Source organism: Amycolatopsis sp. NPDC039088, assembly GCF_055598845.1.
This window is the reverse complement of record NZ_JBVKAE010000020.1, coordinates 63,015-78,409: the sequence shown is the minus strand read 5'-3', so window position 1 is coordinate 78,409 and position 15,395 is coordinate 63,015. Positions and strand designations below refer to the sequence as shown.

General features: G+C 66.6%; 12 protein-coding genes. 8 read left to right on the top strand and 4 right to left on the bottom strand.

The genetic code is table 11. The features are described 5' to 3' along the window. Window positions 1-38 precede the first annotated feature (38 nt). Complete coding sequence (gene uvrA / locus ACZ7KI_RS24885; protein WP_470275490.1) at window positions 39-2,894, bottom strand: excinuclease ABC subunit UvrA; 2,856 nt, start codon at window positions 2,892-2,894, stop codon at window positions 39-41. A gap of 77 nt (window positions 2,895-2,971) precedes the next feature. Continuing rightward, window positions 2,972-4,207: an acyltransferase family protein gene (locus ACZ7KI_RS24880; RefSeq protein WP_470275489.1), complete on the bottom strand. Its 1,236-nt coding sequence runs from the start codon at window positions 4,205-4,207 to the stop codon at window positions 2,972-2,974. Between the two features lie 108 nt (window positions 4,208-4,315). Between ACZ7KI_RS24880 and ACZ7KI_RS24875 the strand changes: the two genes are divergently transcribed. Continuing rightward, complete coding sequence (locus tag ACZ7KI_RS24875; protein WP_470275488.1) at window positions 4,316-4,993, top strand: MBL fold metallo-hydrolase; 678 nt, start codon at window positions 4,316-4,318, stop codon at window positions 4,991-4,993. 436 nt (window positions 4,994-5,429) lie between these two features. On the opposite strand, the gene ACZ7KI_RS24870 is transcribed toward ACZ7KI_RS24875, so the two are convergent. Continuing rightward, window positions 5,430-5,636: a type II toxin-antitoxin system Phd/YefM family antitoxin gene (locus tag ACZ7KI_RS24870; protein WP_470275487.1), complete on the bottom strand. Its 207-nt coding sequence runs from the start codon at window positions 5,634-5,636 to the stop codon at window positions 5,430-5,432. A gap of 474 nt (window positions 5,637-6,110) precedes the next feature. Here ACZ7KI_RS24870 and ACZ7KI_RS24865 point away from each other — a divergent pair, with 474 nt between their 5' ends. Then, a complete protein-coding gene (locus tag ACZ7KI_RS24865; protein WP_470275557.1) occupies window positions 6,111-7,268 on the top strand; it encodes an HAF repeat-containing protein in 1,158 nt (385 codons plus the stop codon). A gap of 200 nt (window positions 7,269-7,468) precedes the next feature. On the opposite strand, the gene ACZ7KI_RS24860 is transcribed toward ACZ7KI_RS24865, so the two are convergent. Continuing rightward, the gene (locus ACZ7KI_RS24860; protein ID WP_470275486.1) at window positions 7,469-8,662 is read right to left on the bottom strand and encodes a hypothetical protein; all 1,194 of its coding nucleotides are present in this window, start codon (window positions 8,660-8,662) and stop codon (window positions 7,469-7,471) included. A gap of 196 nt (window positions 8,663-8,858) precedes the next feature. On the opposite strand from ACZ7KI_RS24860, the gene ACZ7KI_RS24855 reads away from it, so the two are divergent. From ACZ7KI_RS24855 to ACZ7KI_RS24830, 6 genes are all read left to right on the top strand, one after another. Continuing rightward, window positions 8,859-9,038: a hypothetical protein gene (locus tag ACZ7KI_RS24855; RefSeq protein WP_470275485.1), complete on the top strand. Its 180-nt coding sequence runs from the start codon at window positions 8,859-8,861 to the stop codon at window positions 9,036-9,038. 32 nt (window positions 9,039-9,070) lie between these two features. Next, complete coding sequence (locus ACZ7KI_RS24850) at window positions 9,071-10,099, top strand: DUF6734 family protein (RefSeq protein WP_470275484.1); 1,029 nt, start codon at window positions 9,071-9,073, stop codon at window positions 10,097-10,099. Window positions 10,100-10,178: 79 nt separating this feature from the next. After that, window positions 10,179-10,664, top strand: a complete 486-nt coding sequence (locus ACZ7KI_RS24845) for an AMIN-like domain-containing (lipo)protein (RefSeq protein ID WP_470275483.1) — start codon at window positions 10,179-10,181, stop codon at window positions 10,662-10,664. Window positions 10,665-10,855: 191 nt separating this feature from the next. Beyond that, complete coding sequence (locus ACZ7KI_RS24840; protein WP_470275482.1) at window positions 10,856-11,581, top strand: HEAT repeat domain-containing protein; 726 nt, start codon at window positions 10,856-10,858, stop codon at window positions 11,579-11,581. A 36-nt stretch (window positions 11,582-11,617) separates the two neighbouring features. Continuing rightward, on the top strand, window positions 11,618-12,304 hold the full coding sequence (locus ACZ7KI_RS24835; protein WP_470275481.1) for a hypothetical protein: 687 nt from the start codon (window positions 11,618-11,620) through the stop codon (window positions 12,302-12,304). Window positions 12,305-12,461: 157 nt separating this feature from the next. Further along, window positions 12,462-15,368: an alpha-L-fucosidase gene (locus tag ACZ7KI_RS24830; RefSeq protein WP_470275480.1), complete on the top strand. Its 2,907-nt coding sequence runs from the start codon at window positions 12,462-12,464 to the stop codon at window positions 15,366-15,368. The last annotated feature ends 27 nt before the right edge of the window (window positions 15,369-15,395 follow it).

Genomic DNA, 15,395 nt, shown 5'->3' with positions numbered 1-15,395 from the left:
AATTTTGCCAGGAAAGGACCTTTCATAGCGTTGGTGACTCAGCCGAGAACGGTCTTGAGGAACTCGCCGGTGTAGCTCTCGGGAACCGAAGCGACGTACTCCGGGGTGCCCTCGGCGATCACGGTGCCACCGCCGGAACCGCCCTCGGGGCCCATGTCGATGATCCAGTCCGAGGTCTTGATGACGTCGAGGTTGTGCTCGATGACGATCACCGTGTTGCCCTTGTCCACCAGCCCGTTGATCACGCCGATCAGCTTGCTGATGTCCTCGAAGTGCAGACCGGTGGTCGGCTCGTCGAGGATGTAGACCGTCTTGCCGGTGGACCGCTTCTGCAGTTCACTGGCGAGCTTCACGCGCTGGGCCTCGCCACCGGACAGCGTCGGCGCGGGCTGCCCGAGCCGGACGTAGCCGAGGCCGACGTCGACGAGGGTGGCCAGGTGCCGGTGGATCGCCTTGATCGGCTCGAAGAACTCGGCCGCCTCCTCGATCGGCATGTTCAGCACGTCGGAGACGGTCTTGCCCTTGTAGTGGACTTCCAGGGTCTCCCGGTTGTACCGGTCGCCCTTGCACACCTCACACGGGACGTAGACGTCCGGCAGGAAGTTCATCTCGATCTTGATCGTGCCGTCACCGGCGCAGGCCTCGCACCGGCCGCCCTTGACGTTGAAGGAGAACCGGCCCTGCTGGTAACCGCGCACCTTCGCCTCGGTGGTCGCGGCGAACAGCTTGCGCACGTGATCCCAGACGCCGGTGTAGGTCGCCGGGTTGGACCGCGGGGTGCGGCCGATCGGCGACTGGTCGACGCGGACCAGCTTGTCGACGCCGGCGAGGCCGTTGACGCGGGTGTGCCTGCCCGGGACCTGACGCGCGCCGTTGAGCTTGTTCGCCAGCACGGTCGCGAGGATGTCGTTGACCAGCGTGGACTTCCCGGAACCCGAGACACCGGTGACCGACACCAGGCAACCGAGCGGGAACGACACGTCGAGACCGCGCAGGTTGTGCTCCCGCGCGCCGACGACGGTCAGCTGCCGCTTCTTGTCGATCGGGCGCCGGATCGCCGGGACCTCGATCTTGCGGCGGCCCGACAGGTACGCGCCGGTGATCGAGTCCTTGTTCCGCAGGATCTTCTTGTACGGTCCACTGTGGACGATGTGACCGCCGTGCTCGCCCGCGCCGGGGCCGATGTCGACCACCCAGTCGCTGGAGCGGATGGTGTCCTCGTCGTGCTCGACGACGATCAGCGTGTTGCCGAGATCACGCAGCCGGACCAGCGTCTCGATCAGCCGGTGGTTGTCCCGCTGGTGCAGCCCGATCGACGGTTCGTCCAGCACGTACAGCACGCCGACCAGACCGGAGCCGATCTGCGTGGCGAGCCGGATGCGCTGGGCCTCGCCGCCGGACAGCGTTCCGGAAGCGCGGTCGAGCGAGAGGTAGTTGAGCCCGACGTCGAGCAGGAACCGCAGCCGCGCCTGGATCTCCTTGAGGACCGCGCCGGCGATCACCGTCTCCCGCTTGCCGAGTTCCAGTTCGTCGAGGAACTGCGACGCCTCCGCGATCGAGAGCGCGCAGACCTCGGCGATCGACCGCTCACCCTTTGTCTTGTGCTCCAAGGTGACGGCGAGGATCTCCGACTTGAGCCGGGTGCCCTGACAGGCCGGGCACGGGACCTCGCGCATGTAGCCCTCGTACCGCTCGCGCATGTACTCGGACTCCGTCTGCTCCTGGCGCCGCTCGAGGAACGGGATGACGCCCTCGAAGGCCGCGTAGTACGAACGCTGGCGGCCGTAGCGGTTCTTGTAGCGGACGTGGACCTGCTCGTCGACGCCGTGCAGGACGGCCTTCTGCACCTTCGCCGGCAGCTTGCGCCACGGGGTGTCCATCCGGAAGCCGATGGTCTCCGAAAGCGACTCGAGCAGCCGGATGAAGTAGTCCGCGCTCTGACCGCCGGCCCACGGCGCGATGGCGCCCTCGCCGAGGGACAACTCGTCATCCGGGACCACCAGTTCCGGGTCGACCTCCTTGCGGACGCCGATACCGGTGCATTCGGGGCAGGCGCCGTAGGGCGCGTTGAAGGAGAACGACCGCGGCTCGAGGTCCTCGATCGCCAGCGGGTGGCCGTTGGGGCAGGCCAGGTTCTCGGAGAAGCCGCGCACGCGATGCGGGTCGTTCTCCGGCAGGTCGACGAATTCGAGCTCGATCAGGCCGTCGGCGAGCCGGAGCGCCGTCTCGACCGAGTCGGTGAGCCGCTGCCGTGAGCTCGTCTTCACCGAGAGCCTGTCGATGATGACGGCGATCTGGTGCTTTTCCTGCTTCTTCAGTTTCGGCGGGTCGATGAGCGGGTGGACCGTCCCGTCGACCACGACCCGCGCGTAGCCCTGCTGCTGCAGGTTCTCGAAGAGGTCGAGGTACTCCCCCTTGCGCCCGCGCACGACCGGCGCGAGCACCTGGAAGCGGGTGCCCTCCTCCATGGCGAGCACCTGGTCGACGATCTGCTGCGGGGTCTGCTTGCTGATCGCCTCCCCGCACTTCGGGCAGTGCGCCTTGCCCGCGCGGGCGTAGAGCAGGCGCAGGTAGTCGTACACCTCGGTGATGGTGCCGACGGTCGAACGCGGGTTGCGCGAGGTGGATTTCTGGTCGATCGACACCGCGGGCGACAGGCCCTCGATGAAGTCGACGTCCGGCTTGTCCATCTGGCCGAGGAACTGGCGCGCGTAAGCCGACAGCGACTCGACGTAGCGTCGCTGCCCCTCGGCGAAGATGGTGTCGAAGGCGAGGCTCGACTTTCCAGACCCGGACAGGCCGGTGAACACGATCAGGCTGTCGCGGGGCAGGTCGAGATCCACGCCGCGGAGGTTGTGCTCGCGGGCGCCGCGAACAACGAGGCGATCAGCCACGCCAGGGTCCCTTCAGGTTTCATTCTCAGCTGCGGTCGCCGGCCCGGTCGATAACTGCACGGGCGGCCGCCTCCATGCTACGAGGCACCACCGACAGAAACCGGTTCCGAGTCCTTGACCTGCGGTTTTCCGGGCTTTTCGCGTCGATCTCGGCGAGCGGTGAGCCACCGGTGGACCGGTCGTTCCACGCCCGCGGTGACCGCCCAGCCCGCCAGTACGGCGGCGGCCAGCACGATGGGGAGACGCAACCAGCCGGGGACGCCGACGTTCAGCAGGGCACGGGCCAGGATGTAACCCAGTTCCTGGTGCACCAGATAAAGACCATACGAGATGCCCGCGAGCCAGGTGACAGCCGGGGCGATCCGGGCGAGGCCGGGGAACCGCCAGTCCGGCCCCCGCGCCGCGAAGCAGATGGCCACCAGCATGATCGCGAAGCCGATCAGCGAAGGCCAGCGCTCAGGATCGTTGGGCAGGGCCTGGTGGAACGGGAAGACCTGCAGGTCCTGCGCGGCGCAGGCGGCGAGCAGGAAGAGCGCGAGGTGCCAGAACGCCAGCCGCCGTTTCGCCCACAGCCAGATCGCGATCCCGATGGCGAAGACGTGCACGCGGTGCAGGCCCAGGCCGTAAAAGAAGGTTTCGACGAGCTTCGGCGTGGAAGCCGGGTCGAACACGACGAACCGGAGGAACAGCGGGACCAGGATCAGCGCCCAGAGCAGCCCGACGGTGAGCCGGTGAGTGCGCCACCGGCGCGGCCACAGCACAGCGGCGGCGGTGAACGCGATGAGCTGGACCGGCAGCGTCCAGTAGGCGCCGTCGAGGTAGTAGAAGAGCTCGTAGCGCCAGCCCCATTCCTGGACCATGCCCAGGTTGGCGAGCAGATCGGAGCCGGTGGGGATGTACCACGGCGACGGATCGGCCGGCGGGCCCTCCGGGACGCCGAACAGGAATCCGGACAGGCCGGGCGGGAACGGCAGGCCGCTGAACCGGATCGTCGCGTACCGGGCGACGACGTAGGTGACGGTCACGACGACCAGGTAGGCGGGCACCAGCCGCGCGACCCGGTTCCACAGCCACCGCCGAGGTTCACCCTTTCGAAGGCTCGCGCACACGAAGAAGGCGGAGATCACCAGAAGGATGGCCGCGCCGAACTGCGCGGTAACCCGAAAGGGGTACCCCACCAGTTCGGGATGCAGGAGCGCACCCTGGTGGGTCACATGCCCGAGCATGACCGCGAAGACGGCGACCACGCGAAGCAGGTCCCAACTGATCCGGCGCGGAGTACGCGTTCCGGTCGGCGGCGAAGGGTCGGGCACGGGTGTCCTGATGGTTCGGCTGGCGGGGCGACGCGAGCCTACGGCCCACACCTGTGCGTCGCCTGTGCGGGTGGAACCGATTGCAGGCGAACGACTACCGTGTGCGCTGTGAACATCGTCGAGACCTACACCGGGCACGTCGAGCCCGGCGGTGACGCCGCCCGTCGCACCCTGGACGCGCTCACCATCACGAAGCTGTCGGTCGGTCCGATGGACAACAACGCGTATCTGCTGGTCTGCCGCGCCGAGAACGAGGCGCTGCTGATCGACGCCGCGAACGACCCGGAACGGATCTCCGACCTCATCGGCCACGGGCCCGACCGGCCCGCGCTGAAGACCGTCGTGACCACCCACCAGCACCAGGACCACTGGCAGGCCCTCGGCGCCGTCGCCGGCGCGAACGGCTCGAACACCGCCGCCCACCCGCTGGACGCCGAACCGCTGCCGATCCCGCCGGACTTCCTGGTGGAGCACGGCGACACGGTCAAGGTCGGGCAGATCACCCTCGAAGTGATCCACCTGCGCGGCCACACCCCCGGCTCGATCGCGCTCCTGTACCGCGACCCGGCCGGGCACCCGCACCTGTTCACCGGCGACTCGCTGTTCCCGGGCGGTGTCGGGAAGACGAACTCGCCGGAGGACTTCAAGTCCTTGGTGGACGATGTGGAGTCGCGGATCTTCGACGAGCTGCCGGACGAGACGTGGTTCTACCCCGGGCATGGGGACGACTCGACGCTGGGCGAGCAGCGGCCGCATCTGGCGGAGTGGCGCGAACGCGGCTGGTGAGCTGACAGCGTTTCAGGACGGGGCTGCCTCTACCCAGTAGGCAGCCCCGTTCGTTTGCCCTGGAACGGACGGGGCTTCACCAAGAGGCTGACAGCGGGTTCCGTCAAAGCCGCATAGCTGGTCAGCGCCGCTCGTGGTGGTCCGGACTTGGCGTCGCGTCCCATACCGGGCAGCGACATCACCGTCGAATGAAAGCGGCGCGAAGTCGACGATCGCACCACCGAGCTTCTCGGTGCGCGCCTCGCGGACCGCAGGATCCTTCGCCATCGCCACCCGTTGATGGAGCTCAGCCATGGTGTGACAGCGGCGAGTTCCGGGAGCGTCGCAGGGTCAAGCAGACCGAGGTCGATGTAGGTGCATGTGTCGAGCACACCGGTCTCGTGACTCTCAGCGACGCCTCTTCTCCCACACATCGTCAGAATCAACTCGTCACTTGTTACCGCATCTGGGACGCCTCGCCCCTCGGCAATCCTCGATGCCTCTCGACCAGCTCCTCGGCGCTCAGACGCCGCCTACGTGGTATCGACCGCAGCTCAGCCACTTCGACACCGTTGCGAGTGACGTGGTAGATCTCGCCGACCTCGACGGCGTCCATGACGGCAGCAGAGTTGTTACGAAACTCGCGCTGGGTGATCACCTTCATGAGAACGAGCGTAGCCAGGTGCAGCTCGCCGAGCTACACCTGGCTGGGTGGCGCGAACGCGACTGGTGAATTGACAGCGTTTCCGAACGGGGCCGCCTCTAGCCAGCAGACAGCGCCGTTTGCTTCGGCACCGAAAGGCCGTGGTCGATCCAGCACTGACAGCGGGTCTTCGATTGCCTCGAACTCTCCACCGCCTGGTCTTTTCTTGTATTTGCCACCCTGTTCCAGCGGACCGGTTCTGCGACCGGCCCGACTTCCTTGAAAACCAAGGAAGAAAATGGCCAACCACCCATGACTAGGCCGCTTGCCGATTTCGGCATTTCCATTTAAGCCACAAGGACTAATGGCACAGCTGGAATCAGTCGGCTATTCGTGTGGACCGCCATCATCGCGGGAGCAATTAGCGAAGCGGTTCCATTACTGTTCGACGAGGAGGGCGGAACTCCGCCCGAGCATGATTGGGGAGGCATCATGATGAGGAATCGTGTGGGCAGCGGCCGAAGACAGGCTTGGTCGCTGGCGGCGGCGTTCGTCGTTGTCACCGGCGCGCTGACCGGGACCGCGCAGGCCACGCCGGTCGGGCCGGTCGATCTCGGCACGTTGCCCGGCGACGACAGCAGTACGGTCCTCGCGGTCAACGAGGCGGGGGTGATGGTGGGGTTGTCGATGTCTGGCCCCACTCCGCAGCGCAAACGCCCGGTCCGCTGGGACGCCGACGGCCAGATCATGGCACTGCCCACGCCAGGCGGTACCGAGGGCCAGGTTCGTGACATCAACAATCACGGGGTTTCCGTGGGTTACGTGCTGACAGCGACCGACGCCGTGCCTGCCCGCTGGGACGCCGACGGACTGGCCACCACGCTGCAGGTCCCGCCCGGCTATCACAACGCCACCGCGTCGGCGATCAGCGACACCGGTGTGACCATCGGAAACTGGCTGACACCGGCCAACCAGTTCCACGGCTTCCGCTGGGACCCGGACGGTCAGGCCACCGACCTGGGCGTGCTGCCCGGGGAGACCTGGAGCATGGCCGAGGGAATCTCCGGTGACGGCGAGATCATCGCGGGCAGTGCCATGCGCGCCGGGGCGAACCACGCCGTGCGGTGGGTGAACGGCGGGCCGATCACCGAGCTGGCGCCACAGAGCTGGAGCAGCGGCGCAGGCAGAATCAACAAAGCCGGGGTGGCCACCGGCTCGATGGTCGAGACCAAGAGCGGGCCACCGATCCCGGCCACCTGGGACCGGGACGGCACGATCCATCGCCTGGATTGGCCCAGCCCTCATTCGGTCTGGCTCTACCACATCGGCTCCACCGGCTACGTCGTCGGAACCGGCTACCTCAACGCTCCTCGCCGATCGGCGGCGCTCTGGAATCCCGACGGCGAGCTGACCGTCCTCGCCGACGACAACCTCGGCGCCGAAGTCGAAGCGGTCGACGCTTATGGCACCGCGGCGGGCAGTTTCCAGCGGCACGCGACCGTCTGGTATCGGGACGGGCAACGCATGAAACTCGGCCAGCTGCCCGGCGGCAGCCGCGGCCAGGCCTATCGGATCACCGACAGTGGCCGGGTCGTCGGCACCGCCGACACCTCCACCGGAAAGACGCACGCGGTGTTCTGGACGCTCCGCTAGCGGCCGAGAACTACGGACAGACAGACCCCGTCACCAAGAGTAATTCTTACCCTGTGTAGTTTCGGCGCGACCGAACACGACACCAGGGAGGTTTTGATGGTTCACGGCGACGACGGCAAGGGCGGCGGCAACACCGGCAACTAGCCGGCGAAACCACCGAAGCGAAGCCACATCGAAAACTCGGATGTGGCTTCGCTTCGTCAAGATCGCGGCCACCGGAAGGCGATGCCGTACCCCTCCCTCGGCTGACAGGGCGCCAGGAAGGTGTGCTCCACGATGCCACTCCGGATCTCCAGCAGATGCCGGTCACCGGCAGGCGGCCGCACCAAGCGCTCATACTCGGTCTGCTCCGCATACCACCAGCAAGCCTCGGGGACACAGTCGTCGAACGTGACGCTGATGCTCAAACCCCCGGTCACCCTGCCCTCGCCGTCGACCACGCCCGGCGCGATCCCGTGATGGTCGACGTCGACGTTGATCCACTGCCGCACCTCTTCGAGATCGTCGTCGCAGGCAAGGGAAATGAACTCGTGACGTTCTCCCTCGCCCAGTGGTTTCGGGAACAGCAGGTTCACGACGAGCGGGTCCCCCGGTTGCGCTCCGGGCGAAGTCCCGACACGGCACCCGAAGATCGCTTTGACGGGGATCGGCGCCAGCTCCCCCGTCCAGCCGGTCAAGGCGTGCGCCCTGTACCGGTCGACGCCGTCCTCACAGGCGACGACATCGCGTACCGTCAGGCGGCGATAAACCGTTCTACGCCGCATTTCCACGGCCACCAGCAGGCGTTCCAGGTACACCGGCTGAGCCCCGGACGACGGCGCACGACGACAGGGCAGCCGAGTCGGCTCTTCGGCTTCGGCCGAGGCCCTGGCGATCTCCACGTAACGCCGCCACGCCTCGCCATCGTGTGCCAGCAGCCGCAGGTTCCTTGCCAGACAAGGGGAAAGTTTGTCTCTGACCGCCCGCCGCCAAGCCTTGTGCATCGGCGTGGTCGTACTCGGCGGCGGGTCGCCGAATACGCGAGGCAGGCTCTTCAGCTGCCAGAAGCGTTCGTCGAGAGTCGATCTCCACTTCACCCTGCCCAGCCGGAACGCGGCGTTCAAGGCATTCCGGCGCCGGGATTCGGTCGTCGAGCCGATCTTCCCGATCTCGTCGAGGATCACCCCCCAGACCGCGAGCGCCCGCACCTCGGGAGTCGCCGTGGTCATCGACGCCGTCGGCCGGACCAGGCAAGCGAGCACCGCGGCCGATTCGCTCGCCGGGTCTTCGAGCGCGTAGCGCAGGAACCTGAGCGGCTCGCCGTCCTTGCGGACCGCGAGCCAGCGCAGCGCGGCCTCGACCGCGGCGATGGAATACACACCGTCAAGGCGCTCCCTCTCCAGCTGAATTGTCACGATGCCCTCCACCTCGATCCGATTCGCGGTGATGATCGACAATTCGCGGCGCGAGACGACAACAGCCGGCAACCGGAGAACCCGCCCTCGACGACAAGAAACTCCTCCTGACCGCGAAAGATCAGAACCGGCGAACCCGCTCACCGGCCACTTCCTCCTACGGTGTACTAGTACACCACTCACGAGGGGTTCGACAATGGCCAAAGAAGTGTCCGGCGGACAGCACGACGGAATCGTGAAATTGATCAAGACCTCCTTGGCCGGCGTCGGAGGCCTCTATCTGCTCACCGGATCCCTTGTGGTGACGGCACTCGGCACGACGACCGCGGTCGTCGTGCTCTACCTGAGCGGATTCCGTAGCTCCGGTCCGGCGTAACGTTCCCGCTCCGCGACCCGAACATCACGGCGATGCCGTACTACGGATATGGCTCCTGCCTCGCGGTCGCCATCGGCGGCCATCTCCTGGCACCCGAAACGCCGGCGCCCGGCGAGTACGGCGCGACCGGCGAGCCGGACTGGGTTCCGCCGCGGGTCAGGGTCGTCCGCTCCGGCGACACGGCCGGGCAGCCGATCCGGCGCGCGGTCTGGTCCTTCTGGAGCAAACCGTCTCGTCACCGGCACGGAAGGCACTGGCCCAGCGACTTCTTCCACGCGCTCTCCTGGATCCTGTCGTTCCGCCTCGCGTCACGCCTGTTCGCGACGACCGCGCTGGTGACCGACGACTGGGGTTACGAACTGCTCGTGAAGCGACTGCGTCTGCCTTTCGACGACGTATCGCTCTCGCTGAACGAACTCACGGAACAGGATCCGTCCTGGTGGGCGCTCGGGAAGCTGCACGCCTACCGCGCGCAGACCGAACCGTTCCTGCACATCGACAACGACGTGTTCCTCTGGCCCGGCTTCCCGGCGGCGGGCCTCGACGGCGAGATCGTCGCGCAGAATCCGGAGCACGCACCGGCTTCCGACGCGGGCTACTACCGGACGGAAGCCGCCATCACTGCGCTCCGGGATACCGGCGGGTTCCTGCCGAAGGAACTCCGCGACTACACCGGAGAGGCCGCGCTCTGCACCGGGATCGTGGGCGGCACGGCCGTTCCGCTGCTTCGCCACTACGCGGATCTCGCCATCCGGCTGGTCGAGTCGGCAGGCAATCAAGCGGCGTGGCGGCGGCTCGCCCCGCTCGAGGACTTCAACCTGGTCGTCGAGCAGTATCTACTCGGCGCGGTGTGCTGGGGCGGCGGCACCGTTGACGTGCAATGTGTTTTCGGCTCGCAGCACGACACCTTCAGTGAAGAGATCGCCGTCGCTCAGCGATTCACGCATCTCATCGCGTCGGCGAAAAGCGATCTCCGCTACATGCGGTGGCTCGCGGAGCGAGTGAGAAACCATTTCCCGGCCGACTTCGAAATCGTTCAACGTCTCTTCGGCGATCAGTAACGAATAGGACGAAGAGTACAACCTCTCCTGTGAGTGGTGCGTCTTTCCGGCATCAACTCTCCGGCAGGAGGTCATCGCAATGACCATCAACCTACGACGCGCACTCGCCGCCACCGCACTGATGTTGACCGGCGCACTCGCCGCGGTCGCACCGGTTTCCGCAGCGACGCAACAGATCCCCGCGATGACGGGGATCCGCACTGGCCAGAACCCCGGCTTCGATCGGATCGTGCTCGACCTGACCGCGGGCCCGGCCCCGGCGGTCCGATACGACCTCGTCGACGAACTGATCGCCGACGGATCGGGCGAAATCGTTTGGCTGACCGGTGAGTATTTCATCGCGATCACCGCGACTCCGGCCGCCGCGCACAACGAGGCCGGGACTCCCACCTACCCCGGGCCGCAGAAGTTCCGGACCCGCGATCTGCGGAACGTCATGGCCGTCGCGGTCACCGGGGACTACGAAGGCACCTTGTCCATCGGTCTCGGCGTCCGGTCAAGGACCCCGGTCACCGTGTTCACGCTGACCGCTCCGAACCGCGTGGTCATCGACGTCGGTCATTGATCACGACCGGGAATCCGTGAAGGCTTTTTTCCCGACCATCCGGTTTTCGGTGATAAAAATCCTTTTCGGATTCCCGCGGTGAAAATCCCGGCGCACCCCATGGGGCGATTTTTCGGGAAAACAGGTATCTGCCGTCCGGCGTGGCGTTCCTTCCTTCCGTCAGCATCAATGCCGCTGCGAAGGAGAACCTCATGCCGACCCCACGCAATCCCGACACCCCGTCTTTGGGCCCGGGTGGCGACAACCTCGAAGCTGGCCCGAGCAGTTCGGGTCTCGGAAGCTTCTCGGACAGCGAAATCGGCGAGCTGGTCACCCAGGCCGCCGAAACGATGGCCGCGTCCGGCGAGGACGCCGAACGCAATTACCAGCGGAGCCTCGACCGGCTTCGCGAGCGTGCGGATGAAGTCGTCCCGGCGCTCGGCGAGCAGTACGGCGCCCTGTCCGAGGACCAGTACCTCGAACGCTGGGGCGTGGTCCAACTGCTCACCGACTTGCGGCATACGGCGGCCGTTTCCGTGCTCGAGAACGTGCTGCGCCAGCCGATCCCGCCGGAGCGGTCCGACGACCCGGCGCACGGGATCAGTACCGTCGGCGAAGAGGTGATCATCCGCACCACCGCCGTGGAAGCGTTGGGTCGACTGGCATCCGCCGGGGACCGCGCGGCCAAGGACCTCCTGCTGCGACAGGTGCGGCACGAGGTGTTCACGGTGCGGCGCGCGGCCGTCCAGGCCATCGCTGAGACCGGCGACACCGACCTCACCGCCCAGGTGCGCGAGGCACTCAGCGGCACCGAGGACGAACGGCTGCTGAACATCCGGCGGGTCGACGTCCGCGGTGTCCCGCAGGCCGTCGGCGGCCGCCACGTGAAGGACACGCGGACCGACGACGTGCCACCGCCGGAGCCCCCGCGCTCCTGAATCGAACGAATTCCTTCTACAGACAGGTGATCTCCGATGGCCACTTGCAGCTACACCGTGCCGGACAAGAACGTGACCGGGGACAATTTCTACGGTGCCTCGATCTGCAATCAGACCTACATCGACTATTTCTGGAACACCTACGGCTTCTCGGGCAACAAGGACTACTGGGACGACGGCTTCGGCTGGGAAGAGCCGTGCAATACCGACAAGCCGCTCGCCAGGACGTTCAACGCGTGCTACCTGCTGACCTATTCGGCACAGGACTACGAGAACGACGCCTATTCCGGGGCGATGCTGAACTGGGCACGCCGCTACGTCCGGGACAACTGTGACGACCTGCGTTCGCTGTGCGGCGACGGCAGCGCCATCGCCCGGTCCTTCAGCGGTGTGTTCGTCGACGACCGGATCGAGGTGTACCTGGGTTTCTGGTATTCCAAGGACGTGCCAGGCCGTGCCGAGACGCTGATCCACGAGTCCCGGCACCAAGGCGGGAAGCCCCACAACGCGAATTTCCCGGCCGGTTCGGTGTTCGGCGCCGGCAAGAGCGGGGCCGACTCGACGTGGGGCTACGAAGGCGCGTGGATGTACGGCGCGCTGTACCTGTGGTGGTTCTACGCCCAGGGCGCACGCACGACGTCGGCGCTGCGTGAGCGGGCCCGCCAGCGCGGCAACCTCGTGATCGACAACGCTTTCGCGACCCACCCGGGCTTCAACATCTGAAGCAGGACCGACAAGGCCCTCTCGCCCACCGCGAGGGGGCTTCGTCGCGCTTATACCTCCGATGACTAAGGGAGTGTCCCGCTCAACGGGGCTTGACCACGCAGATATCAGCCGCAATCATCGGATCTCTCGGCAACCACGCCCTGAATGAGAGCGGATGGTCATGAGAGTTCGAGCGCACCGCACCGCCTGGCTCGCCGTCGTCCTCGCCCTGCTGGCGGGCCTGTTCACCACGACAACCGCGAGTGCGGAGGTGCACCACCCCCGCCAGAAGTGGCTGCGCGAGGCGACCGCGGGACTTTTCCTGCACTGGGGCATGTTCACCGCACCGCGCCACACCGACTGCGCAGCCTGGGAACGCGCCGTCACCGACGGCGGCTGGAGCGCCGACTACTGGGTGGACGAAGCACGCAAACTCGGCGCCTCCTACATCGTGCTCGCGACCTTCCACAGCAGGCTGGGTTACGCGCGGCCGTGGCCGTCGAAGATCCCGGGAAGCTGCGCGACGCAGCGTGATCTGCTCGGCGAACTGGTCAAAGCCGGCAACGCCAAGGGCGTCCGGACGATCCTTTACATGACCGACGACCCCCAGTGGCACAAGGAAACCGGCGTCGAGTCGCTGGATTCCGCGGCGTACTCCGCCTACAAGGGCAAGCAGGTGGACCTGACCACGCGGCCCGGATTCGGCGAGTACAGCTACGACCTCTTCCACGAGGTCATGGACCGCTACGCCGATCTCGCCGGGTTCTGGATCGACAACGACAACGAGTACTGGGAAAAGAACAAGCTCTACGAACAGATCCGCGAGAAACGGCCCTCCTGGTTGCTGAGCAACAACAACGAGGACACGCCGATCATGGACACCGTCAGCAACGAGCAGAAGACCGGCATCACACCGGCCTACGACTACCCGCAGGCCGCGTTCACCCCGATGCCGCGGCTCACCGAAGCCGACTACAAACTGCCCACCAACGGCGGCTGGTGGTACGACGGCACCGATCAGGCCGTCGACTTCCGGCTGTCCACCGGGCGCTACATCACCAACGCCGGTTCGTCGATGAAGTCGCTGATGGCCGAAACCCCGATGGTGAACGGCAAGTTCCCGCCACAGCAGGAGGCGTACAACAACTTCATGGCGAGCTGGGTGCCACCGATCAAGTCCTCGCTTCAGGGCAAAGAGGGTGGCGGATACATGTACGGCGGGATGCAGCCCGGGTTCTGGAACGACGGCGCGCACGGTGTCGTCACCGTCGAGCCCGGTGCCGGAACGCAGTACGTCCACGTGGTCACCCGGCCGCGAACCGATCTGCTGCGGCTGCGTGACAACGGCTACCAGGTCACCAAGGTATCCGACCTGCGCTCGGGCAAACCCCTGCGGTTCAGCCAGTCCGCCGGGTATCTGACCATTGTGGATATCAAGGACTGGGACACCTACGACACGGTGTTCAAGGTGGAAACGGCCGGGCAGCGGTACTTCCACGACTCTCGCACGATCAAGGCCACCGCTTCGTCTTCGCCTGCGGGACATCCGGCGTCGAATCTCGTCGATGGGAACTTCGAGAACTACTGGGACGCCGACGGCAAGCAGCCGGTCTCGCTGACCTTGGATCTCGGCAAGCGGCGGACGGCGACCTACCTCGCGGTGAATCAGCGTGAAATGTCGCCGACGCACGCACGGGAATCGTTCGGCAGGCCCGAGGACTCGTCCAGGATCAAGGACTACCGCGTCTATGTCAGCGACGACGGCAGGAACTGGGGTAAACCGATCCGCACCGGGGCGATGCCGAGTGCTCGCGGTGTCCAGTTCATCGATCTCGGCGAACAGCGGACCCGGTTCGTCAAACTCGAAGTGCTCGACACCTGGGCCGGTCCGCAGGCGAAGCCGTTCTACAAGCAGTTGGCGATCGATGAGGTCAAGGTGGCGTACGGTTATCCGAGTTCGTTCGCCGGCACACCGGTTCCGCTGGAGGCCGAGTCCTTCCGTAACGACCTCGACGGCCGCGCCCGCCTCGACCGGTGCGCGTCCTGCTCCGGATCGTTCCAGGTCACCGGGCTCGGCCGCGGCGCTCGCAACGCGGTCGGCTTTCCCGGGGCGACGGTCGCGGAGGCCGGGACCTACCGGCTCCAGCTCGACACCACGGGTGGGCCCGCGACGTCGGTGGCGGTGAGCGTCAACGGCGCCGCGCCCGTGGAGACCACGATCGACGCCGGCCCGCCCGGAGTCGTGGCCTCGACGGCTATCCCGGTCACGCTGAACGCCGGTGCCAACACCGTCAAGGTGTTCAGCGATGCCGCCGCGGGCCCGGGCCTGGACCGGATCGCGGTCGCTCCCCTGCCACCCTCGACCTACACACCGAAAACGACTCTGACCGTCGAACCCGGTGGCCTCCAATGGCTTTCCCCCGGACGGCAGTCCATGAAGGTGACCGCGAAGCTGCGGCTCGACGCCGACGACACCATCGGCAAGGTCTCCCTCGCACCGGTCGTGCCGGAGGGCTGGGCACTGCGGGGAGCCCCGGCGACGGCGGCGTCGATGCGCGTCGGGCAAGAGCTCGAAGCCTCCTGGACCCTGGACTCCCCCGAAGGCGTCACCTCGGCCGACATCCCGGTCACCGCGTCGTTCGATCTGCTCGGGCGGGCGAAATCGGTGAGCAAGCCGGTGCGGGTGAGCCCCCGGCCCGCCGACCGGATCTTCATGCGTGAGGCCGAAGACTCGGCGAACGACGTCGGCGCCGCGGGTGTCACGGGCTGCGGGGTGTGCTCCGGCGGTCAGAAGGTCCGCAACATCGGCGGTGATCCGGACTCGTTCGTGCTGTTCGAGAACGTCACGGTGACCGAGGCCAGGCGGTACACCCTCTACATCGACTTCACCGTCAACGGGCCGCGCTCGTACTTCGTCACGGTCAACGGCGGGGCTCCGGTGGAGGTGAAGGTCGACGGCTCGGGGAACAACACCCAGTACACGACCTCGGTGCCGGTCGAGCTGCGGGCGGGGGCGAACACGATCAAACTCCACAACGACCACGCTTCCGCCCCGGATCTCGATCGGCTGTCACTGGGCTGAGGTACCGGCTTGACCCTCTCCCGGGGA